Origin of the sequence: Burkholderia sp. CCA53 (genome assembly GCF_001685525.1) — a bacterium.
GTDB classification, from domain to species: Bacteria; Pseudomonadota; Gammaproteobacteria; order Burkholderiales; family Burkholderiaceae; genus Burkholderia; species Burkholderia multivorans.
Genome location: NZ_BDDJ01000001.1, coordinates 3,351,491 through 3,371,337 on the forward strand (window position 1 = coordinate 3,351,491; position 19,847 = coordinate 3,371,337).

Here is a 19,847-nt window from a genome sequence, read left to right on the forward strand (position 1 = left end):
CGCGATCAGCGCGGCGCGTGCTTGCCGACGACGACGCGCCACGGCCGCACGCGCCACGATTTGACGAGTCCGTTCTGCACATACGGATCCGCACGCGCGAACGACTCGGCGATGGCCGGCGAATCGCCTTCGAACACGAGCACGGCCTGGTCGGCCGGATCGGCGAGCGCGCCGGCGAGCACGAGTTCGCCGCGTTCGGTGGCGGCCCGCGCGAGCGCCAGATGCTCGGCGCGAAATGCTTCGCGGCGGGCCAGATAGTCGTCGACGAGATCGTAGATCAGCTGGAAATGCATGATGGCTCCGGGATCGGTCGGCGCGCGGGATCGCGCGCGGCGCGGTCAGTATAGGACAGCGGGCGGCGTTTGGCGGCCCTCGATGACGGTGCGTCGTGCTTCGCGCCGCGCGTCGCGAAGTCGTCGCTGCGGCTCGTATCGCTGCTCCGTCCTTTGCAACTAACGGTCCGCCCGTTCGCCGCCGGCCACTTCGGTCCGCGTTTCCGCACCTTCAGCGCATTGCCGCTTCAGTCTGCAGAAAGCGGGCCTGTATTGCGGTTATCCGGCATAGGTTCAACGCAATTTTTACGCGCGGCGAGGGCGCGCGACGGCACGGCAAAAATCGGTGCCGATCGGAAAAGTGCGCCGGCCGACACGCCGACAGATCCGATTTCCATCGGCGCGAATGCGACCTATGCTGAACGAATCCGGAGCGAGCTTCGTTCGCCCGCGTTGCCCACTTGTCCAGTCCAGACGAGGTGTGCCATGCCAGTGTCAGCCACCCTGCAGGATTGCCTGCGCCAGAAATCATCCCGATACGAAGTCGTGTATCACCCGTACAGCCATACGAGCATGGAGACGGCCGCCGCCGCGCATATTCCCGGCGATCGGCTCGCGAAGACCGTGTTGCTCGAGGACGAAGAGGGCTACGTCGCCGCCGTGCTGCCGACGACGCATGCCGTGCGTCTGTCCGATCTATGGGTCAAGACGGGGCGCCATCTCGTGCTCGCCAAGGAGGTCGAACTGCGCGAACTGTTCAAGGATTGCGACATGGGCGCGCTGCCGCCGGTCTGCATGGCGTACGGGATGAAAACCTTCCTCGAAGAACGGCTTGCGCAGCAGCCGGAAGTCTATTTCGAGGCCGGTGACCACGAAGCGCTGATCCATATGACGCAGGACGAATTTCTGTCGCTGATGGAGACGGCCGAGCGCGCGCATTTTTCACATCGGATGCAAGGGATGATGTTGTCCTGAGGCGGACGATGCGTCGGTTGGATGGTGCGGCGGCCGGTGACGGTCGCCGCGGCCGGTGCGTGCGTCGGTGGTCGAGCGGATGAGTTTGCGGTTTGCCGGATGGTGGCCGCTGGAAGCGGGTGTGGCCGTTCGGCACGCTTAGTGTGGGCGGGTTTTACACGTTGCTTTGTGGAAATTCATTATTTGACATAATCATAATTATCACACCAAACGGTTGTAGCGGCTAAGTTGTAATGTCCGCTTTCGTGCCGCGTAAGCTATCCGGCCGGTTGTCCGGCGCCGGGAGCTTCGATGGCTGCGACAGAACGGATCGCGATGACGATGCGAGAACTGGACCGATTCAAGGTTATTCAGGACGTGGCGGACGGCAAGCTCAAGCCGTGGCGCGCGGCCGAGCGACTCGGGCTGACGGCATGACGGCTGGTCGGGTGCTGTCGATCATCCGCGATCGCTACGCGGACTTCGGTCCGACGCTGGCCCGCGAGGAGCTCCGGGAATGCCACGGCATCCCGCTCGCCAAGGAAACGGTCCGGCGGCTGATGACAGACGCAGGTTTGTGGATTCCGCGCCGGCAGTGTTCGCCGAAGGTCTACCAGCCGCGAGTGCGCCGGACTTGTCCGGGTGACTGATCTAGATCGACGGCAGACTCTATCAATCGCCGTCTCCGGCGCGCCGGCGAACCGGAACCCATCAACGAGCGTCCCGAGGAACGCCATGTCATCGGCCCGACCCGCAAACGCGTCAACAGGCGAAGGAAGCAGGCGCGCCGAACACACCGCCACCCGCACCCTCCTCGTTCCGCTCAGATCGCGACTTCCGGCGGTGCCTGACGAAACAGCCGCGTTATCCAGCACAAATACACGAGCCCGAGCACGAACCACACGACACCCAGCACGATCGCCGTTTTCTCGAGGCTGACAAGCAGCCAGATATCCGACACCGCACCGATCGCCGGAAAAACGAGTCCGCCGACCACTCCGATCCGGCGCTCGCCATGATTGCCGGAAAGGTAGAGCCGAATCACACACAGATTGACGGCCGTGAATGCCAGGAACGCGCCGAAGTTGATGAACGACGTCGACGTCGCGACGTCCAGCCTCAGTGCGACGAGCCCGACGATGCCGGCCAGCGCGATGTTGATCGCCGGCGTCTTGAAGCGCGGATGGATGAACCCGAACACGCGCTTCGGCAGGATTTCGTCGCGGCCCATCGCATAGAGCAGCCGCCCCACGCTCGCCTGCGCGGAGATGCCCGACGCGAATTGCGCGAGGATCAAGCCGGCAAGAAACACGGTCACGAACAGATCGCCGCCGATCATCTTCGCGACTTCGAACGCGGCCGAATCCGTGTCCTTGAAGGCGACGCCCGGATGCGCGAGCTGCATCGTGTAGGCGGCGATCACGAAAATCGCGCCCCCGATCAGCGCGATCAGCAGGATCGCGCGCGGCATGTTCTTCTTCGGATCGATCGTTTCCTCGGTCAGCGTCGACACGGCGTCGAAGCCGAGGTACGAATACGCGGCGATCGCGGCACCCGCCATCGTCGCGCCGAACGGCACGTGCGGCTTGAAGAACGGTTCGGCCATCGCGATCCCGCCCGCGCCCGCTGCCGCCGATGCGTAGTGCCAGCACAGCACGACGAACATCGCGACGATCGCCAGCTGCACGATCATCAGCACGATATTGAAACGCGCGGCCAGCTCGATGCCGACGATGTTCAGGCCGCTCGTCAGCACGATGAACGCGACGATCCAGATCCACGTCGGCACATGAGGAAATGCGGCATTCAGATACGCCGCGCCGATCAGCCAGATCACCATCGGCAGGAAGAAGTAGTCGAGCAGCGTCGCCCACCCGATCATGAAGCCGACATGCGGACTGAACGTCTTGCGCGTGTACGTGTACGCGGAGCCCGCGGCCGGATAGAGACGCGCGAGCTTGCCGTAGCTGAGCGCCGTGAACGCGATCGCGATTAGCGCGAGCAGATAGGCGAGCGCGGCCGTGTCGTCGCTCGCCTTCGCGAGCACGCCGTACGTGCCGTAGACGATCAGCGGAGCCATATAGGCGAGACCGAACAGCAGCACGGACGGCAGGCCGAGCGTGCGCTTCAGGCGCGGCGATTCTTGGGACGACGACGCTTGCATGTTATCTCCTGGGCCCCGCGGGGGCCGATGCGAATGCCTTCGGGCCGTTTGCGGCCGGCATTTCGATTGGATGAGCCGGTACCGCACGCACGCAGGGGCGCGCGATGCCGTGAATGGACCGAGATCGGGACCGCGTCAGCCGACGCGCTGTCGAGGCGTTTCGATTGCGAGCGCGCGCCGGCCGTCCGGCTGTTCGATCGGTACGAGGCCGAGCGGCACGCGTGCGTCGTGCAGATAGTTGTAGTGCTCGCGGCTTGCTTCGAGACGCGTCGGATCGATGCGCGTGCGCGCGATCGCCTCGTCGCGACCCAGTTCGAGCACCGTGTCGCCGAACGGATCGACGAGCGCGGACAGGCCGGCGAACGTCAGATCGTCGTCGCCGGTGCCGCAACGGTTCACCATCAACGCGAACATCTGGTTCTCCATCGCGCGCGCCGCGATCGCACGACGATGCACGGGACCGAACGGGTCCATGTTGCCGTTCGTGACGATGAGCAGATCGGCATCGAGCGAGCCGATCGCGCGCGCGGTTTCAGGGAATTCGATGTCGTAGCAGATCAGCACGCCGACCGTCAGGCCGTTCCAGCGGCAGGTCGCGAAGCGGTCGCCCGGCGCGAACACGCCGACGTCGGACGCCCACAGATGCGTCTTGCGGTAGCGCAGCGCGATGTCGCCCTGCTCGTCGACGAGCACCGTCGTGTTGTAGAACCGGTCGCCGTCGCGCTCCGCCAGGCCGACCGCGACGGCGACGCCCTTTTGCCGCGCCGCGTCGCGCACCGCGGACAATGCGCGGCCCTCGAGCGGCTGCGCGACGTCGACCACGTTCTCTCGCGTCGGAAAACCCGACAGCGTCGTTTCCGGAAACACGATCAGCTTCGTGCCGCCTGCCACGTCGACGCGTGCGATCGCGTCGATGACCTTGTGCGTGTTGTGCGCGACGTCGCCGTCGATCAGCGATAGTTGCGCGAGTTCCACCTGCATGAAGCCGTCTCCTTCCAATTACCTTTCATCTGTGCCGCGCGCATTGCGCGCCGCGCGGCACTTCGCGAACCGGAACGGCGCCCGTGCGGCCGCCGTTCGAACCGGTGTCGATTATCGGGGTATTATTTTTGGCTCGAAATTCCCCGCCAGGGTTACCCTCACCGGAGCACACGATGGACTTCGAATGGCGAGATCTCGCCTTTCATCGGGAGATCGGCTCGGCCATCGATGCGCTCGATGGCCCGCACTTCTGGGCACGGCTTACGCGCGTGCTCGAGCGTCACGTCGGTTTCGACAACTGGGTCGCGCTGTGTTTCGCGCGCGATGCGGCGCCGCTCGTGCTCGCCGAGCAGGCCATGCCGGACGGCAAGATCGACGTGATGTTCCAGGACTATCTGGCCGCGCTCTATCAGCTCGATCCGTTCTACCTCGCGGCATTCGAAATGCAGGCATCGGGTTTCTACACGCTGGCCGACGTCGCGCCGGACAACTTCCGGATGACCGAGTACTACCAGCGCTATTTCAAGAAAAACATTGTCGGCGACGAAGTGCATTTCAACGTCGTGATCGATCGCGACCACACGCTCGGTTTTTCTCTCGGCAAGACCAGCAAATACGACGAACGCGAAATTGCGCTGCTGACGCTGTACTCGCCGTGGGTGCTGTCGCTGATGCAGCAGCGGCTGCATTTCGAGAAATTCGCGACGAAAGCGGCGCCCCGCCCTGCCGGCGGCGACGCGCCCGACCCGCATGCGCGCTTCGGGATGCTGACCGGCAAGAGCGGACGCGGCGCGCTGACGACGCGCGAGATCGAAGTCGCGATGCTGTCGTTGAGCGGGTTTTCGTCGCGCGCGATCGGCGAAAAATTGTCGATCTCGTTCGAAACCGTGCGCGCGCACAAGAAGCACATCTACGCGAAGCTCGGCATCAGCTCCCAGTCAGAACTGTTCGCGATGTTCTACGACGCCGGAAAGGCGAACGAGCCGGCGTGATTCGCGACGCGCATGCGAGCGCAATCGACGATGTTGTCGCCCTTCCCTGTTCCGGTTTCGTTCCTGCTCACCATCGAAACAGGATGCCGGACGACGTGAGACGCGTTTTCGAAATCGCCAGTTTTGGATTTCAATATGGCTATTGTGATAAGAAAAGTTATCCCGACGAGCGCCAAGTTTTTATCAACCCGACCGTTTCGCCGGCGGCAAGCCGCCATGCCTGAACACGGCACTTCCGCCCTCGCCGTCCCGTCGTTTGTGCCGCCATACGCCCGCACCGTGCGCATCGCCCTTTGCTGGTGCGACGCAAGACTGTCGCGCCACCGTGGGCGTTCGAACTCGCCTCGGCCGCGCCTACAGGTTCGCCCATCGGCGTTCGATCCGGTCGGCATCGAAGCCTCTGACCTTTACGGGTGGCGCCGGCGATGCGATGCGCTGAACGTGCTCGCGCAAATTCGCCGACACTTCAGCGGCTTCGACCGGCTGCGCCACATCGTTCGCGTCGACGGGCACGTCGCATCGGCCGACGGCTTCCTCGGGCAGCCGGCCGTCGTCGACGGCGCGTCCCACCTGTTCGCGACGGTGCTTCCCGACAAGGCCAGCCACAGGAGCTCGGCGTTTTCGCAACGCCAGTCGCCCGTCGATACGGCCGTGATTCTCGTCGTGATCGCCGACATTCGTCATACATGGGCTCGCCCGGCCCGCTCGGCGCCGATGCCGCTGCGCCGCCCCCGCTTTTCCATATCGAACCGTGTCCGGCCGCGGCGGATCGCGGCACCGTCCGATCGCCCGAGACCGTTCCCGCACAAGGCGTAGCCGGTTTTCGATACATTGAAATACAAAACATCGCATGCGATTTAATCGAGCGCGCTTGACATTGCGCGATCCGTCGACGAAACTCCATCGTATGCGATCGAATCGCATCTGAACAAAACCTTCCACTGACGGAGCAAACCATGAGCAAGATCGACAAAGTGCTGTACACGGGCAAGACGCACACGACTTCCGGCGGCCGCGACGGTAGCGCGCGGAGTTCCGACGGCCGGCTGGACATCCGCCTGTCGTCGCCAGGCAGCGCGGGCGACGGCACGAATCCCGAGCAGTTGTTCGCGGCCGGCTGGTCCGCATGCTTCATCGGCGCGATGCAGCTCGCCGCGCGTGCCGCGAAGGTGACGCTGCCCGCCGATCTGTCGGTCGACGCGGAAGTCGATCTCGGGACGGGCGGCAACGCGTACTTTCTGCAGGCGCGGCTGAACGTCAGCGCGCCGGGCCTCGATCGCGACGTCGTACAGCAGATCGTCGATACCGCGCACCAGACCTGCCCGTATTCGAAGGCGACGCGCGGCAACATCGACGTCGAAATCCGCATCGTCTGACTCATGCATCGGGCGGCAGCACGCCGCTCCGCCGAATTCCCGATCTTCTACCGAGGTGAATGATGAAAACCCGACTGATTGCCACCCTGCTCGTCGTCGCGTCCGCTGCCGTTGCCGCGCCGGCCTTTGCGAATCCCTCCACCGTCACGCGTGCGCAGGTACGTGCCGAACTCGCACAACTCGAAAAGACCGGCTACGCGGTCAACCGTGCCAGCGACGCGACTTATCCGGGCACGGTCCAGGCGGCACTTTCGCAGCTTCATGCGGACGATGCGATCGCCGGCGCCGCGTCGCGCACCGCGTACGGCAGCGACGGCAACGCCGCGACGCAGTCCGGCCGCCGTGCGGCGGTCCGTGTCGCCGAGCGCTCCGTCTATTTCGGTCATTGAGCGCCGCTTCGCCGCCATACCTGAAGAAGTCTTGAATCCTTTCTCTTTCTATCGAGGTCGATGATGAAAACACAGTTGATCGCCGCTCTTCTCGTTGCCGTGTCCGCCGCCGTTGCGGCGCCGGCATTCGCCAATGAATCCGCGCTGACGCGTGCGCAAGTGCGCACGGAGCTCGTCCAGCTCGAAGCGGCCGGCTACGCGCCAGGCCGTGCGAACGATCCGCACTATCCGGCCGACCTGGAAGCCGCGCTGTCGCGGATTCACACGAATGCTCCGGCGTCGGTGTCTGCGTCGGCGTCCGCATACGGCAGCGATGCGGCACCGGTCGCGCAATCGGGCAGCCGGCTCGCAACGCGCGTCGCCGACCGCTCGATCTACTTCGGACATTGAACGAACCCGCGCGCGGGCGCCGACGATCGGCGCACGACGCACACCTTACCCATCCTTTTTTGTCGAGGTCGATGATGAAAACCCCACTGCTTGCCGCTCTTCTCGCTGCCGTGTCCGCCGCGCTCGCCGCACCGGCGTTTGCCTCCGATGGCGCTGCCGTCACGCGCGCACAACTGCGCGCCGAACTGGCCGCGCTCCAGCAAGCCGGCTACCAGCCGAACCGGCCGAACGATCCGAACTATCCGGACAATCTGCAGGCCGCGCTGAAGCGCGTTCACGACAGCGGCATCGCCGTCGCGGACACGCAGACGTCCGGCTACGGCCGCGAGGCCGACGCCGCGACGCAGTCCGGCAGCCGCCGCGCCGTTCGTACGGTCGAGCGCTCGGTCTACTTCGGGCATTGAGCGGCGCGGCGAAACCGCCGCCGTCCGCCGACACAAAAAGCGCATGCGATGTAATCGCGTGCGCTTTTTCTTTGGAGGCGACACATGACGGCAAGCGAGTGCGAACGTGACTGTGCCGACGGCGTTGTCGGCGTTTGCAGGCGATGCACATCGCCGAGATTCAAGACGGATAAGCCTGCGAATGCTTCGCGCACTCGACGAAATGGCGCGCCGCGACGCGTCGGCTAAGCGCGCATGAACGGGTAAAGCAAGAAACGCGGGGGAAGTAAGAAACGGGCCGGCTCGCATTCGCTTCGCCGGCCCGACGTCGGCTAGTCTTCGATCGAATCGATCAGATTGCCGCGCAACGTGACGATTGCCTTTTGCATTTTCGCGAATTCATCGGGCTTCAAGCCGGTTGCCTCGACGAGGTTCATGCCGAGCCCCTTTTCGCGCACGCGGCGGCCGCTCTTGGTGAGGCTCACGCGCACCTGGCGCTCGTCCGACGGATCGCGGTGGCGTTCCAGATAACCCATCGCCTCGAGCTTCTTCAGGATCGGCGTCAGCGTGTTCGATTCGAGGAACAGCTTCTCGCCGAGCTGGCCGACCGTCAGGCTGCCCTCCTCCCACAACGCGATGATCGTGATGTATTGCGTATAAGTGAGACCGAGCTCCTCGAGGATCGGCTTGTACGCCTTGCCGAACGCGAGGTTCGTCGAATAGATCGCAAAACAGAGGAATTCGGACAGCTTCGGCGTGGCCGGCGCTTGTGCATCGTTCGGTTTCATCGGCGTTCTCCTTCGACGCGGAAACGGTCGCAGATACGCGCATTATATATCGCATGCGATCGAATCGGAAGCAGGAGAATCGTTCGCGATCGACGATGGCGCGCGGCCCGCGCGGCGAAGCGGCGCGCGAGCTCAGATGCGCGTTGCGTCGTCCCGGCGCCGGCGGTCGCCGACCGACGACAGTCGCCCGACGGACAGCAGCGAGCATTGCACCGGATGCGCGATTTCGGTCGCGAGCCCGCCCGCGGCGAACAGCAGGATCGTCAGCCAGCGTTTCATGCGTCCTCCACGACGGACAGGCTCGCACCGTTGGCGATCGTGGCGTCGAGCGCATACGGATCGATGCCGTCGATGCAGCCGAGATTGACGCGCCAGCACGCGGGATCCATGCGCGTCTGGTGGAATGGATAGACGCCGCAGCGGCTGCAGAAATAGTGACGCGCCGTGCCGGTGTTGAAGCGATACGTGCTCAGCATGCGCTCGCCCTCGACGATCTTCAGGTCGCGCCCGTCGAACATCGGGCTCATCAGCGCGCCGCGCCGGCGGCACAGGCTGCAATTGCAGCGCACCGCCGGTGTGAGGGCAGCTTTCACTTCGAAGCGGACGGCCCCGCAATGGCAGGATCCGCTGAACCAGGTGGCAGACATCGCGTGCTCCGGAAAAGGCGATATCTGCGTTATAGCGAACGCGCGCAACGGCTGCGTATCGCACTGTATCCGCGTTGCGCGCGGATACATGACGTTGCAATCCCGCGGCCGCCGCCGCGTAGATGCGCTCAGTCCAGCGCGTGCTGCAGTCGCGCGATCGCGGCGCGCGTCTCGCGCTCGAGCGTCGCGAACAGCTCGGCGGCGGGCAGCGAGCGGACGAGCGGCGCGGCCTGCCCGGCCCACTGCGCGCCGTAGCCGAATTCGCCCTTCGCCTTCGCTGCCGCGTGCAGCGCTTTACCGGCGTCGTAGGCAATCGGATAGGCGGGCGTGACCGGCGCGCGCGGATCGTCGCCGAGCGCGGTGAACCGGTTCGCAATGCCGCGCGCGACGCGACCCGAAATGGCCGCGGTGAACGTCGTGTGCCGCGTCGCGTCGCTGAGGATCGCGCGGCGATAGCCGTCGTCGATCGAGGTTTCGGGGCACGCGACGAACGCGGTGCCGAGCTGTGCGGCCTGTGCGCCGAGCGCGAGCGCCGCGGCGATCCCCTCGCCGTCCATGATGCCGCCCGCCGCGATCACGGGCAGCGCGCATTCGCGCACGAGCAGTCGCGTGAGCGCGAACGTGCCGAGCCGGTCGTCGCGCGCAGCTGGATCGAACACGCCGCGATGGCCGCCGGCCTCGACGCCCTGCGCGACGATCGCGTCGATGCCGCCGTCGGCGATCTGCCGCGCTTCGTCGAGATTCGTCGCGGACGCGAACAGCGTGACGCCGGCGCGCTTGAGCGCCGCGATCACGTCGGCGGACGGCAGCCCGAAATGGAAGCTGACGACGGCCGGCTTTTCTTCGAGGAGCATCGCCTGCATCGCGGGATCGGCGATGAAGCTCGTATAGATCTCCGACAGCGACGCCGGCGGCGTCGCGCCGTATTGGCGAAACGCCGGCGCGAGCCAGTCGAGCCACGCGCGTTCGATCGCCGCATCGGCGCGCGCGGGCTGGTGACAGAACACGTTGATGTTGAACGGCCGGTCGGTGAGCGCGCGCGTGTCGCGGATCATCTTGCGCGCGCCGTCCGCATTCGTCGCGCCGACGCCGAGCGAGCCGAGCCCGCCCGCGTTCGACACCGCGGCTGCGAGCGCCGGCGTGCTGACGCCGGCCATCGGCGCCTGGACGATCGGCACGCGGATGCCGAGCTGGCGCAGCAGCGCGCGGTTATCGGTCGATGCGTTCATGTCGTTGCCTCCTGTATCGCGATCGAAAGGTCGGTCGAATCGGGCGCCGGTGCGGGCACGCGCGCCGCGTCGCTGCGCCATCGTACGTCACGGGCAGGCGAGCGTGACGACGAACACCTCCATCGCATCGATCCGGTTTATGGCACTCGGAAGATCGCGCGCGGCGAGAAACGGGCATGCAGGCTGTCTATACCGTAGCCCCGTGCGCGCCCGCGCAGCGCACCCTTTCTGCACGGGAAAGGACGCTTGAGACATCCTCAATTATCGGCAGCCGCAAATTCGCGGAGCATGTGTCGGACGATCGGCGCAGCCCGCGCATCCGGCCCTCGCGGCGCCACGCGGGACTGACGCGATTCGCATGGCCGGCGCGCCGTTGTGCCGCGCCGTCGCCGCCCGGGCGCGATGCCCGGCGGTTTCAACAATCGGAGACATGATGACCATCCCTTCCCTCGATCTCGGCGGCCGCGCGGCGCCGCCCGCACCTGCCTCGCCGCCTGCCGCCCGCTCCGCCGCCGAGCCGGCGCCCGTTTCCGCACGCGACGTCACGCTCGGCGCTTTCATGGACGACCTGCCGGTCGGCGCGCTGCACCGGTTCGTCGTCTGGGTGATCGGAATCGGCCTGTTCTTCGACATGTACGAGATCTTTCTCGTCAGCACGATCGGCTCCGCGCTGCAAAGCGAATTCGGGCTGAACCGCGAGAGCGCCGACTTCAAGCTTCTGCTCGCGTCCGCGTTCATCGGGATGTTCGTCGGCGCGCTATGTCTCGGCAGTGTCGCGGACCGCATCGGGCGTCGTCGCGCGTTCCTGCTGACGCTCGTCTGGTACAGCGCGTTCTCGCTGATCGGGGCGTTCTCCGTGAACGCCGACATGCTCGTCGCGTGCCGGTTCCTGACCGGCATCGGCGTCGGCGCGATCTATCCGGTCGCGGACAGCTACCTGTCCGAGATCCTGCCGAAGGACAAGCGCGGACGGCTCGCGGCGTGGGCGTACACGACGTCGTACGTTGCAGTGCCGCTCGTCGGCTTTCTCGCGCTGTGGCTCAACCCGTTGCATGTCGGCAGCGTGGCCGGCTGGCGAATCATTCTGGCGATCGGCAGCCTCGGTGCGGTGTACGTGCTGTTCGTGCGGCACCGGTTGCCGGAAAGCCCGCGCTGGCTGCTCGCGCAGGGGCGCGACGACGAAGCATATGCGACGCTACGGCGCTTCGCGGACAGCGCCGGCGTACGGATGCCCGAACGTTTCGCGCCACCCGTCGAACCGCAGCGCCCGCTCGCGCTCGGCGAGCGCCTCGCGTTGCTGCGCCGCCGGCCGTACGGCGCGCGCTACGCGATGCTCGTGATCTTTCATCTATTCCAGGGCTTCGGCTACTACGGTTTCGGCACGCTTGCGGGCGTCGTCGTCAAAAGCCGCGGCTTCGACGTGACGGACAGCACGCTGTTCCTCGCGCTGTCGTTTCTCGGCTATCCGCTCGGCTCGCTGCTGTCGATTCCGTTGCTCCATCGCATCGAGCGCCGCACGCTCGTGATCGCGTCGATCCTGTCGATCGCCGCGTTCGGGCTCTGTTTCGCGTATTCGAACCATACGGTGCTGATCGTCTGTTTCGGCGTGTTGACGACCTGCGCGTCGAACGTGTTCAGCAACGCGTATCACGTCTATCAGGCCGAGATCTTTCCGGCGCGCGTGCGTTCGACCGCGATCGGCAGCACGTACGCGCTGTCGCGCATCGTCAGCGGCGCGCTGCCGTTCGTGCTGCTGCCGGTGCTCGTGCGCGGCGGCGCGGGCGCGATGTTCGGCACGATCTCGGTCGCGCTCGCGATCGTCGCGATCACGTTGCGCGTGCTCGGGCCGCTGACCACGCGGCGCAGCCAGGACGAGATCAATCCGGTGTGACGAATCGGGCGCGTCGCGCGTCGCGCGCCGCCCGGCCGTTTGCGTGTCGGCGCCTCAGCGTGCCGACATGAAGTCGAACAGCTTCGCGATGTCGGAGGTCAGCGCCGCACCGGCCTTCACGCCGACCCACAGCGTGCGCGTGGCCCACGCATCCTCGAGCGTCACGACGCCGAGCCGCGCCGCGCGCTCGCCCGTCACGGCGTCGCGCGGCAGCACGCCGATCCCGAGCCCGGCCTCGATCATCCGGCTCACACCGTCGAAATTCGATACCTGGATCCGCAGCTTCAGCGACCGCTCGGCCGCGAACGCCGCATCGGTCATTCGCGCGAGCAGCGAGCTGCCGTCGCTGAGCCCGACGTAATCCTCGTCGAGCGTCTCGGCGAAGCGGATCCGCTCGCGCGTCGCGAAGCGATGGCCGCGCGGCACCAGCAGCACGAGTTCGTCGCGCCGATACACGCGGCGCTCGATGCCGGGCGCCGGCACGTTGTCCGCGAACACGCCGAGATCGGCCTGACCGGCCGCGAGCGCATCGACGATTTCGTGGCTGAGCCGCTCCGCGAGGCTGATCCGGATGCCGGGGTTGTCGGTCAGAAACGCGGCGAGATCGGCGGGCAGGAACTGGACGATCGCCGACGTGTTCGTCCACACATGGATGTGTCCGCGCACGCCGGCGGCGTAGTCGCTCATCTCGTGCGCCATCCGGTTCACCTGTTCGAGAATCTTCGCCGCATGATCGAGCAGAGCACGGCCCGCAGGCGTCAGCTCGACGCCGCGCGCATGCCGGACGAACAGCGCGCTGCCCGTCACGCTCTCGAGTTCCGCGATGCGTTTGCTGACGGCCGACAGCGTGAGCTGCCCGTGCTCGGCGGCCTTGGTGAGACTGCCGTGCTCGGCGACGAGCGCGAATACGCGCAACGACTGCAGATCGAAATGAAGCGGGTTCACCATGGGCGGGTCCTGGAAAGCCTGAGGAGAAAGCCGCGCCCGTGCCGCTGCGGTATGCGCGGGCACGCATCGGCCTGACGCCGATCATACGCGCACGCATGCGTCGGCGGGCCGCGGGCGGCGGCGGGATCGGCAGGTTGACAGTCGGCGCGGCCGTGGGCGGACAGGCGCGCCGCACGTGCGAGACGGCGCTGCCGCGCCGGTTGGCTCGGCAAGATCGGTTGGTTCAGATAGGCTCGGCGATCTCGATCAGGTTCAGATCGGGATCGCGCACGTAGACGGAACGGATCCGCTGCGTCGCACCCGTGCGCTCGACGGGCCCTTCGACGATCGGCCAGCCGACGCGTGCGAGGTGCGCGATCACGTCGTCGAGCGGCACGGCTGCGATCAGACACAGATCGAGCGCGCCCGGCACCGGCAGGTGCGCCTTCGGCTCGAACTCCGCGCCACGCACGTGGAGGTTGATCTTCTGGTTGCCGAAGCGGAACGCGATGCGGCCCGCGCCGAACGTTTCGAGCCGCATCTGCAGCACGTCGACATAGAACTGCCGCGTGCGCTCGGGATCGACGCAGGTCAGCACGAGATGGTCGATGCGATCGATCAGCGTCATGTGCGTGCTCCATCGAGGACAACGCGCGGCGCTGCGATCGCTTCGGCCGGCGGACGATGCAGGTCCGAGCGGCGCCCGGCTTTCAGCAACTGGCTCGGCACGTCGTGACCGATCAGCGCGGGCAATCGTGCGGCCGCGGCGAGCACGGCCGCGAGATCGACGCCGGTGTCGTAGCCGTCGAGCTCGAGCATGTGCACGAGCTCCTCGGTGCATGCGTTGCCGGTCGCACCCGGTGCGTACGGGCAGCCGCCGAGGCCGCCGAGCGACGCGTCGAAGCGGTCGATGCCGGCGTCGAGCGCCGCGAGCGTGTTCGCGAGCGCCATTCCGCGCGTATTGTGAAAGTGCAGCGTCAGTGGCAGCGCACCGAAGCGCGCGCGTGCGCGTTCGCAGAGGTCGCGCACCTGCGACGGAAACGCCATGCCGGTCGTGTCGCAGAGCGTGAAGCCGTGCACGCCGAGATCGGCGAACCGCTGCATCCATGCGAGCACCGTTTCGGCGGGCACGTCGCCTTCCATCGGGCACCCCATCGCGGTGGACAGCGACACGTTGATCGCGATGCCCGTGCCGCGCACCGCCTCGATCACCTCGCGCAGCTGCGCGAACGACTGCTCGCGCGTCATCCGCAGGTTCGCGCGGTTGTGGCTGTCGCTCGCGGACATCACGAGGTTCACCTCGTCGACGCCGCACGACAGCGCGCGCTCCGCGCCGCGCACGTTCGGCACGAGCGCGGTGTAGACGACGCCCGGCGCACGCGCGATGCCGTGCATCACGGCCTCCGCGTCGCGCAGCGCGGGGATCGCCTTCGGCGACGTGAACGACGTGACTTCGATCTTCGCGTAGCCGCACGCACTCAGCGCGTCGATCAGCGCGATCTTGGCGTCGGTGTCGACGAATGCCGCTTCGTTCTGGAGACCGTCGCGCGGCGCGACTTCGTGCAGATGGAGCCGTTTGTACCGTTGGTGTCGAGCGTCCATGTTGAGCCTCCGTCAGATCACGCCGCGAGCGCGCCAGTCGTCGCGCGTCGTCGCATCGATGCCGAGCGATTCGAGCACCGTGTCGGTATCCGCGCCGAGTGCGGGCGCGGGCCGTGCGATGCGTCCCGGCGTCGCGGCGAGCTTCGGCACGATGCCCGGCACGAGCACCGGCGTGCCGTCCGGCAGCGCATCTTCGACGATCATGTCGCGCGCACGGTAGTGCGGATCGGACGCGATGTCCGCGACGTCGTAGATGCGGCCCGACGGAATGCGCGCTTCATGGAGCGCGGCGAGCACGTCGTCGAGATCGTGCTGCGCGGTCCAGGCGCCGATCGCCGCATCGAGGCGCTCGACCTGCGCGACGCGGCCGTCGTTGTGCGCGAGCGCCGGATCCTGGCCGAGGTCGGCCCGGCCGATCAGGTCCATCAGCCGCCGGAAAATGCTGTCGCCGTTGCCGGCGATCAATGCGTACTTGCCGTCGCGGCAGCGATACGCGTTGGTCGGCGCGATGCCGGGCAGGCTGCTGCCGGACGGCTGACGTACCGTGCCGAACACAGCGTATTCGGGCAGCAGGCTTTCCATCATGTTGAAGACCGACTCGTACAGCGCGACGTCGACGACCTGCCCGGTGCCGCCCGGACGATCGCGATGCCTCAGCGCGAGCAGCACGCCGATCACGCCGTGCAGCGCGGACAGCGAATCGCCGAGCGAGATGCCGACGCGCACCGGCGTCCGGCCCGGCTCGCCGGTCAGATGCCGCAGCCCGCCCATCGCTTCGGCGATCGCACCGAAGCCCGGCCGGTCGCGGTATGGGCCGCTCTGGCCGTAGCCCGACACGCGCAGCATTACGAGCCGCGGGTTGATCGCCGACAGCGTGTCCCAGCCGAGCCCCCACCCTTCGAGCGTGCCGGGGCGGAAATTCTCGATCAGCACGTCGGCTTCGGCGACGAGGCGGCGCACGACGTCCTGTCCTTCGGGTGTGCGCAGATCGAGCGTCACCGACGACTTGTTGCGCGACTGCACGGCCCACCATACCGACGTGCCGTCGTGCAGCAGCCGCCATTTGCGCAGCGGGTCGCCGACGCCGGGCGGCTCGATCTTGATCACGTCCGCGCCGAATTCGGCGAGCATCCGGCCGGCAAACGGCCCGGCGATCAGTTGCCCGAGTTCGAGGACGCGGATGCCGTCGAGCGGTGTTGTCATGACTGTCTCCGATCAGATGATGAGGTCCATGGCGGCGATCATGACCGCGTTTGCGCGGCGCGAAAATCGATCGATGCTCAAGCGCCCTTTCCGTTTCGGAAAGGCGTGCGCGGACGATCGACGGTGCGTTGGTAGTGGAGAGGCGCGTACTTTCCCGGGCGGAAAGCGCAGAAGCGACGATGACGGGGGAATGGACCGGCGCCGCGCGGATGCGGGGCGGTGGTGTATGACGAGGGGAATGGCGGAGAGAGGACGGCGGCTCAGGTAGCCGCGATCAGGCCGGCTGGAGCGCGGTTGGCGATCCGGTCGGCAAGCCGGTTGGCAAGCCCGTTAGGCGAGCCGATTTACAGCAGCGCCGCCGGTCGCGCGAGCATCGTCACGCGACGGCGGAAGTCGGCAAAACGCGGGTTCAGTTGCGACGCCGCTCAGTAAGCGGACATCTCGACGCAAGGATCGACCTTCGACGGCGAGCAGATCGTCGAGTACTTCGCGCTTTCGCGCATCAGCGCTTCGCCTTGCTGCAGCGCGATCTTGATTTCCGGATGGCGTTCGTACGCGAGAAATGCCGAGCACACGACCGCGGACATCACGACGAGCGAGAACATGAATTTTTCGAGGGTTTGGAAACGTTCAGGCATGGTTCGACCTTTCAGCAAGGCCGACATTGTAACGCAAGATAAGGGTTTTCCCTATATCGAATTCGTCATACCGAAGATGCGCGGGAGGCGGCCGGGCGCGATGTTCGCGCCCTTTTTCGCCGTTAAGCCGCCGTCAAGCGCCTGTCGAAAGCGATGATGGGACCAGTGCGGCAATCGGGCTGCGTCGGCCTCGCGTCTTGACGCAAAGCCGGAAGATGAGGAAAGCCGCCCTTTCCCTGCTCGTCGCTGCCGCTGCGATCGCGGCACCGCTCGCGTTCGTTCGGGTCGTTCGCGCAGCCGGCCAACGGGCCCGTGACGCGTGCCGAAGTGGTTGCGCAGCTGAGTCGACTCGAACTCGCCGGCTACAAGCCGTTCAAGAGCGCGTGTCCGGACGACATTCAGGCCGGCGAGGTGCGCGTCGCTGAGGCCACGGCCGTTGGCGCGGGAGCCAGACGTGTCGAGCGCTATCGCGCCGTCGCAGCCTGCGTCTGCACGTCGATGCCGCCGGGCGAATCGCGTCGAATCATGTCCAGCGGATTCGCATTGGCGCACGCCGCGCCATGCCGCTGTCGCTGCCGCTCCCGCTGTCGCCGCCAGCGTGATACGCCGAACGCTCTATCACCGCGCGGCGGCCGACGTGCCGCTCGCCCCGTTGCCGGGCCACGCGCGGCCGATCTTGTCGATCAGCGATTTGGCGGCGCCGGTCGCGATCGCGGCGTCGACGCCCGAGGTCTGCCACGTGCCGTCGGCGGCCTGCACAAACGTCAGGTTCGCGCGCGACGGCGCGTAATCGGCATTGCGCCACGTGACGACGACGTCGCACGTATAGGTCCGTTCGCCGGCCTTCCTGCAGTCGCCGTCGGGCCGCGCCGACACGACGTCGGCCGACACCGGCAGCGGCTGGCCGAATAGCGCGTTCAGGCCGCCGTGGTTCTCGGCTTCGAGCGCGCGGCGCACCGCGGCATCGACGTCCGACGATCCGGGGCCGTCGTGGATCAGGTTGCAGGCGGCCAGCAGCGTCGAGGCGCAGCCGAGGATCAGCAGCGAGTGAAACTTCATGGAGTATTCGTCGATCGGTCGATAGCGGGCGGCCTGCGACGCCGCGCATGCGCGCGCCGCGGGGCCGGTACGCCGCGTAGTCTGCAACGTCCGCGCGACGCGCGCGGTATCCATTTGTAACCGATCGTGCGGGCGGCACGCGCTCGCGACGCTACTGACGCTCCTGCTTCACGCGGCTCACGAGCTGCGTCGGGCTCACGAACTGCAGCGCGATCACGACCCACACGAGCGTGATCGCCATGTAAATCATCGCCATCGCGTCGATCGACTGCGGCGCGCGCACGCCCGTCGAAAACACCGCGTAGTACAGCGCGACGACGAGCGTCTGCGTGCTCGGCCCGGCGGTGAAGAAGGTCAGTTCGAACATCCCGATCGTGCGCACGAGCACGAGCAGCCCGGCCGCGAGCATGCCCGGCACGAGCAGCGGCAGCAGCACGTAGCGGAAATAGCGCCACGTATTCGCGCCGAAGATCCGCGCGGCGGCTTCGAGGTTCGGGTCGATCTGCTCGATGAACGGCGTCATCACGAGAATCACGAACGGCAGCGCCGGCACGAGGTTCGCGAGAATCACGCCGGATAGCGTGCCGGCGAGCCCGATCTTGTACATCGCGGTCGCCATCGGAATCCCGTACGTGACGGGCGGCACCATCAGCGGCAGCAGGAACACGAGCAGCGCGAAACGCTTGCCGCGGAACTGCACGCGCGCGAGCGCATAGGCGGCCGGCACGCCGAGCGCGATCGACAGCAGCACGACCGCGCCGACGACCTCGACCGTCACCCACAACACGCTCGCGAGCTGGAAGTCCTCCCACGCCTTCGCGTACCAGTGCAGCGTGAAGCCCTGCGGCAGCGGCGTGCCGAACCAGCGCGTCGCGACCGAATTCACGGCGACGGTCGCGATCAGCAGCAGCACGTTCAGCAGAAAGAACGCCATCACGGCCCAGACGAGCGCATGCCATGCGCGGCCCGTCAGGCCGCCGCGCAACGCACGCGGCTTCGGCGTATCGGCCGGTCGCGCGTCCTGCGGCTCCTGCTTCGGCGGCCAGGCCGGTGCCGCATGATTGTCGGTCGCCATCAGCCCTTGCCTCCCGTCACCGGACCCGAGTAGAAGAAACGGCGCGCGCCGAGCATCGACGCGACCACCAGCAGCTGCACGAAGCCCATCACGATCGCGATCGCCGACGCGAGCGAGTAGTCGTAGTTTTCGAACGCGGCTTCGGCCGCCGCGATCGAGATCACGCGCGTCGGGCCGGCCGGCGCACCGAGCAGCACGGCCGACGGAAACACCGAGAACGCCTGCACGAACGACAGGCACGCGGCCATCGTGAGCCCCGGCACGAGCAGCGGCAGATAGATCTGGCGGAACTGCTGCCACGGATTCGCGCCGAGCGTCGCGGCCGCGCGCGCGAGCGTCGGGTCGATGCCGCTGATATACGAGAGCATCAGCAGGAACGCGAACGGAAAGCCCGACACGATCAGCGACAGCAGCACGCCCCAGTAGTTGTGCGTGAGGCGCACTTCGTCCGCGTACAGATGCAGCCCGTGCAGCGCCTGCGGAAACCAGCCGTTCGGCCCGAAGTACGTGAGCATCCCGTCCGCGACGAGCACGGTGCCGAGCGTGACCGGGATCACGAGCAGCGTCGTCACGAACTTCTGGTACGGCGAATTGCGGCGCAGCGCGAACGCGACGGGCACCGACACGCCGACGTTGATCAGCGTCGCCGGCACCGCGAGCTTCAGCGTGACGAGCACGGTCGGCCACAGCGCGGTATCGGTGAAGAACTGCACGTAGTTCGCGAGCATTCCGCCGCCGTTCATCGGCTCGAACGACAGCACGAGGCCGTAGGCGAACGGGTAGATGAACAGCGCGGCGATGAACGCGAGCGCGGGCGTGACGAGCCACGCCTTCGCGTCGCGAGGCGCGCTGCCGGATGCGAGCGTGCTCATGCGGCCTCCCGGCCG

23 protein-coding genes and 2 pseudogenes are annotated in these 19,847 nt (G+C 66.7%); 10 read left to right on the forward strand and 15 right to left on the reverse strand.

What is annotated here, in order from left to right:
- Window positions 1-5 precede the first annotated feature (5 nt).
- Window positions 6-293: a YciI-like protein gene (locus BCR55_RS15555; RefSeq protein WP_006400027.1), complete on the reverse strand. Its 288-nt coding sequence runs from the start codon at window positions 291-293 to the stop codon at window positions 6-8.
- 465 nt (window positions 294-758) lie between these two features.
- Between BCR55_RS15555 and BCR55_RS15560 the strand changes: the two genes are divergently transcribed.
- The gene (locus tag BCR55_RS15560; protein ID WP_006404776.1) at window positions 759-1,247 is read left to right on the forward strand and encodes an aminoacyl-tRNA deacylase; all 489 of its coding nucleotides are present in this window, start codon (window positions 759-761) and stop codon (window positions 1,245-1,247) included.
- Between the two features lie 291 nt (window positions 1,248-1,538).
- Window positions 1,539-1,873: pseudogene (locus BCR55_RS30955) on the forward strand (ISNCY family transposase); the annotation flags it as partial.
- 176 nt (window positions 1,874-2,049) lie between these two features.
- Here the strand turns inward: BCR55_RS30955 and BCR55_RS15565 are convergent.
- Together BCR55_RS15565 and BCR55_RS15570 are read right to left on the reverse strand one after the other, a co-directional pair.
- Window positions 2,050-3,390 carry an APC family permease gene (locus BCR55_RS15565; protein ID WP_006410724.1) on the reverse strand — a complete coding sequence of 447 codons (1,341 nt, stop codon included), beginning with the start codon at window positions 3,388-3,390 and terminating at the stop codon, window positions 2,050-2,052.
- Between the two features lie 135 nt (window positions 3,391-3,525).
- Window positions 3,526-4,371: a carbon-nitrogen hydrolase family protein gene (locus BCR55_RS15570; RefSeq protein WP_065494770.1), complete on the reverse strand. Its 846-nt coding sequence runs from the start codon at window positions 4,369-4,371 to the stop codon at window positions 3,526-3,528.
- A gap of 173 nt (window positions 4,372-4,544) precedes the next feature.
- On the opposite strand from BCR55_RS15570, the gene BCR55_RS15575 reads away from it, so the two are divergent.
- The 7 genes and pseudogenes from BCR55_RS15575 to BCR55_RS15600 all read left to right on the forward strand — a co-directional run bounded on the left by BCR55_RS15575 (window position 4,545) and on the right by BCR55_RS15600 (window position 7,922).
- Complete coding sequence (locus BCR55_RS15575) at window positions 4,545-5,363, forward strand: response regulator transcription factor (RefSeq protein WP_065494771.1); 819 nt, start codon at window positions 4,545-4,547, stop codon at window positions 5,361-5,363.
- Window positions 5,360-5,587, forward strand: a complete 228-nt coding sequence (locus BCR55_RS30965) for a hypothetical protein (protein ID WP_244104630.1) — start codon at window positions 5,360-5,362, stop codon at window positions 5,585-5,587. Before BCR55_RS15575 ends, BCR55_RS30965 begins: the two co-directional genes overlap by 4 nt.
- Before the next feature lie 208 nt (window positions 5,588-5,795).
- Window positions 5,796-6,044, forward strand: a pseudogene (locus BCR55_RS33425) (RidA family protein); the annotation flags it as partial.
- A 275-nt stretch (window positions 6,045-6,319) separates the two neighbouring features.
- Window positions 6,320-6,739: an organic hydroperoxide resistance protein gene (locus tag BCR55_RS15585; RefSeq protein WP_065494772.1), complete on the forward strand. Its 420-nt coding sequence runs from the start codon at window positions 6,320-6,322 to the stop codon at window positions 6,737-6,739.
- A 59-nt stretch (window positions 6,740-6,798) separates the two neighbouring features.
- Window positions 6,799-7,128, forward strand: a complete 330-nt coding sequence (locus BCR55_RS15590) for a DUF4148 domain-containing protein (protein ID WP_006404783.1) — start codon at window positions 6,799-6,801, stop codon at window positions 7,126-7,128.
- 60 nt (window positions 7,129-7,188) lie between these two features.
- Window positions 7,189-7,518: a DUF4148 domain-containing protein gene (locus BCR55_RS15595; protein ID WP_006404784.1), complete on the forward strand. Its 330-nt coding sequence runs from the start codon at window positions 7,189-7,191 to the stop codon at window positions 7,516-7,518.
- A 71-nt stretch (window positions 7,519-7,589) separates the two neighbouring features.
- The gene (locus tag BCR55_RS15600; protein WP_065494773.1) at window positions 7,590-7,922 is read left to right on the forward strand and encodes a DUF4148 domain-containing protein; all 333 of its coding nucleotides are present in this window, start codon (window positions 7,590-7,592) and stop codon (window positions 7,920-7,922) included.
- 311 nt (window positions 7,923-8,233) lie between these two features.
- Here the strand turns inward: BCR55_RS15600 and BCR55_RS15605 are convergent, their stop codons facing one another.
- The 4 genes from BCR55_RS15605 to BCR55_RS15615 all read right to left on the reverse strand — a co-directional run bounded on the left by BCR55_RS15605 (window position 8,234) and on the right by BCR55_RS15615 (window position 10,565).
- Window positions 8,234-8,689 (reverse strand): MarR family winged helix-turn-helix transcriptional regulator, encoded by a 456-nt coding sequence (locus BCR55_RS15605; RefSeq protein WP_006404787.1) that lies wholly within the window; start codon window positions 8,687-8,689, stop codon window positions 8,234-8,236.
- Between the two features lie 132 nt (window positions 8,690-8,821).
- A complete protein-coding gene (locus tag BCR55_RS33050) occupies window positions 8,822-8,968 on the reverse strand; it encodes a hypothetical protein (protein ID WP_006404788.1) in 147 nt (48 codons plus the stop codon).
- On the reverse strand, window positions 8,965-9,336 hold the full coding sequence (locus BCR55_RS15610) for a GFA family protein (RefSeq protein WP_012213319.1): 372 nt from the start codon (window positions 9,334-9,336) through the stop codon (window positions 8,965-8,967). Before BCR55_RS15610 ends, BCR55_RS33050 begins: the two co-directional genes overlap by 4 nt.
- 128 nt (window positions 9,337-9,464) lie before the next feature.
- Complete coding sequence (locus BCR55_RS15615) at window positions 9,465-10,565, reverse strand: nitronate monooxygenase family protein (protein ID WP_065494774.1); 1,101 nt, start codon at window positions 10,563-10,565, stop codon at window positions 9,465-9,467.
- A gap of 433 nt (window positions 10,566-10,998) precedes the next feature.
- Here BCR55_RS15615 and BCR55_RS15620 point away from each other — a divergent pair, with 433 nt between their 5' ends.
- Window positions 10,999-12,456, forward strand: a complete 1,458-nt coding sequence (locus BCR55_RS15620; protein WP_059941034.1) for an MFS transporter — start codon at window positions 10,999-11,001, stop codon at window positions 12,454-12,456.
- A gap of 54 nt (window positions 12,457-12,510) precedes the next feature.
- Here BCR55_RS15620 and BCR55_RS15625 read toward each other — a convergent pair whose 3' ends face one another.
- From BCR55_RS15625 to BCR55_RS15660, 8 genes are all read right to left on the reverse strand, one after another.
- Window positions 12,511-13,404 carry a LysR substrate-binding domain-containing protein gene (locus BCR55_RS15625; RefSeq protein ID WP_006400046.1) on the reverse strand — a complete coding sequence of 298 codons (894 nt, stop codon included), beginning with the start codon at window positions 13,402-13,404 and terminating at the stop codon, window positions 12,511-12,513.
- Between the two features lie 223 nt (window positions 13,405-13,627).
- Complete coding sequence (locus BCR55_RS15630; protein ID WP_006404794.1) at window positions 13,628-14,011, reverse strand: VOC family protein; 384 nt, start codon at window positions 14,009-14,011, stop codon at window positions 13,628-13,630.
- Window positions 14,008-14,985 carry a hydroxymethylglutaryl-CoA lyase gene (locus BCR55_RS15635; RefSeq protein WP_065494775.1) on the reverse strand — a complete coding sequence of 326 codons (978 nt, stop codon included), beginning with the start codon at window positions 14,983-14,985 and terminating at the stop codon, window positions 14,008-14,010. Before BCR55_RS15635 ends, BCR55_RS15630 begins: the two co-directional genes overlap by 4 nt.
- A 12-nt stretch (window positions 14,986-14,997) precedes the next feature.
- Window positions 14,998-16,188, reverse strand: a complete 1,191-nt coding sequence (locus BCR55_RS15640; RefSeq protein ID WP_053297236.1) for a CaiB/BaiF CoA-transferase family protein — start codon at window positions 16,186-16,188, stop codon at window positions 14,998-15,000.
- Window positions 16,189-16,613: 425 nt separating this feature from the next.
- Window positions 16,614-16,826, reverse strand: a complete 213-nt coding sequence (locus tag BCR55_RS15645) for a hypothetical protein (RefSeq protein ID WP_006404798.1) — start codon at window positions 16,824-16,826, stop codon at window positions 16,614-16,616.
- A gap of 618 nt (window positions 16,827-17,444) precedes the next feature.
- Entirely contained in the window at window positions 17,445-17,885 is a 441-nt protein-coding gene (locus tag BCR55_RS15650) for a hypothetical protein (protein ID WP_006414202.1), read from the reverse strand.
- A gap of 151 nt (window positions 17,886-18,036) precedes the next feature.
- Entirely contained in the window at window positions 18,037-18,960 is a 924-nt protein-coding gene (locus BCR55_RS15655) for an ABC transporter permease (RefSeq protein ID WP_006400052.1), read from the reverse strand.
- Window positions 18,960-19,832 (reverse strand): ABC transporter permease, encoded by an 873-nt coding sequence (locus BCR55_RS15660; protein WP_065494776.1) that lies wholly within the window; start codon window positions 19,830-19,832, stop codon window positions 18,960-18,962. The genes BCR55_RS15655 and BCR55_RS15660 overlap by 1 nt, the downstream gene beginning before the upstream one ends.
- Between the last annotated feature and the right edge of the window lie 15 nt (window positions 19,833-19,847).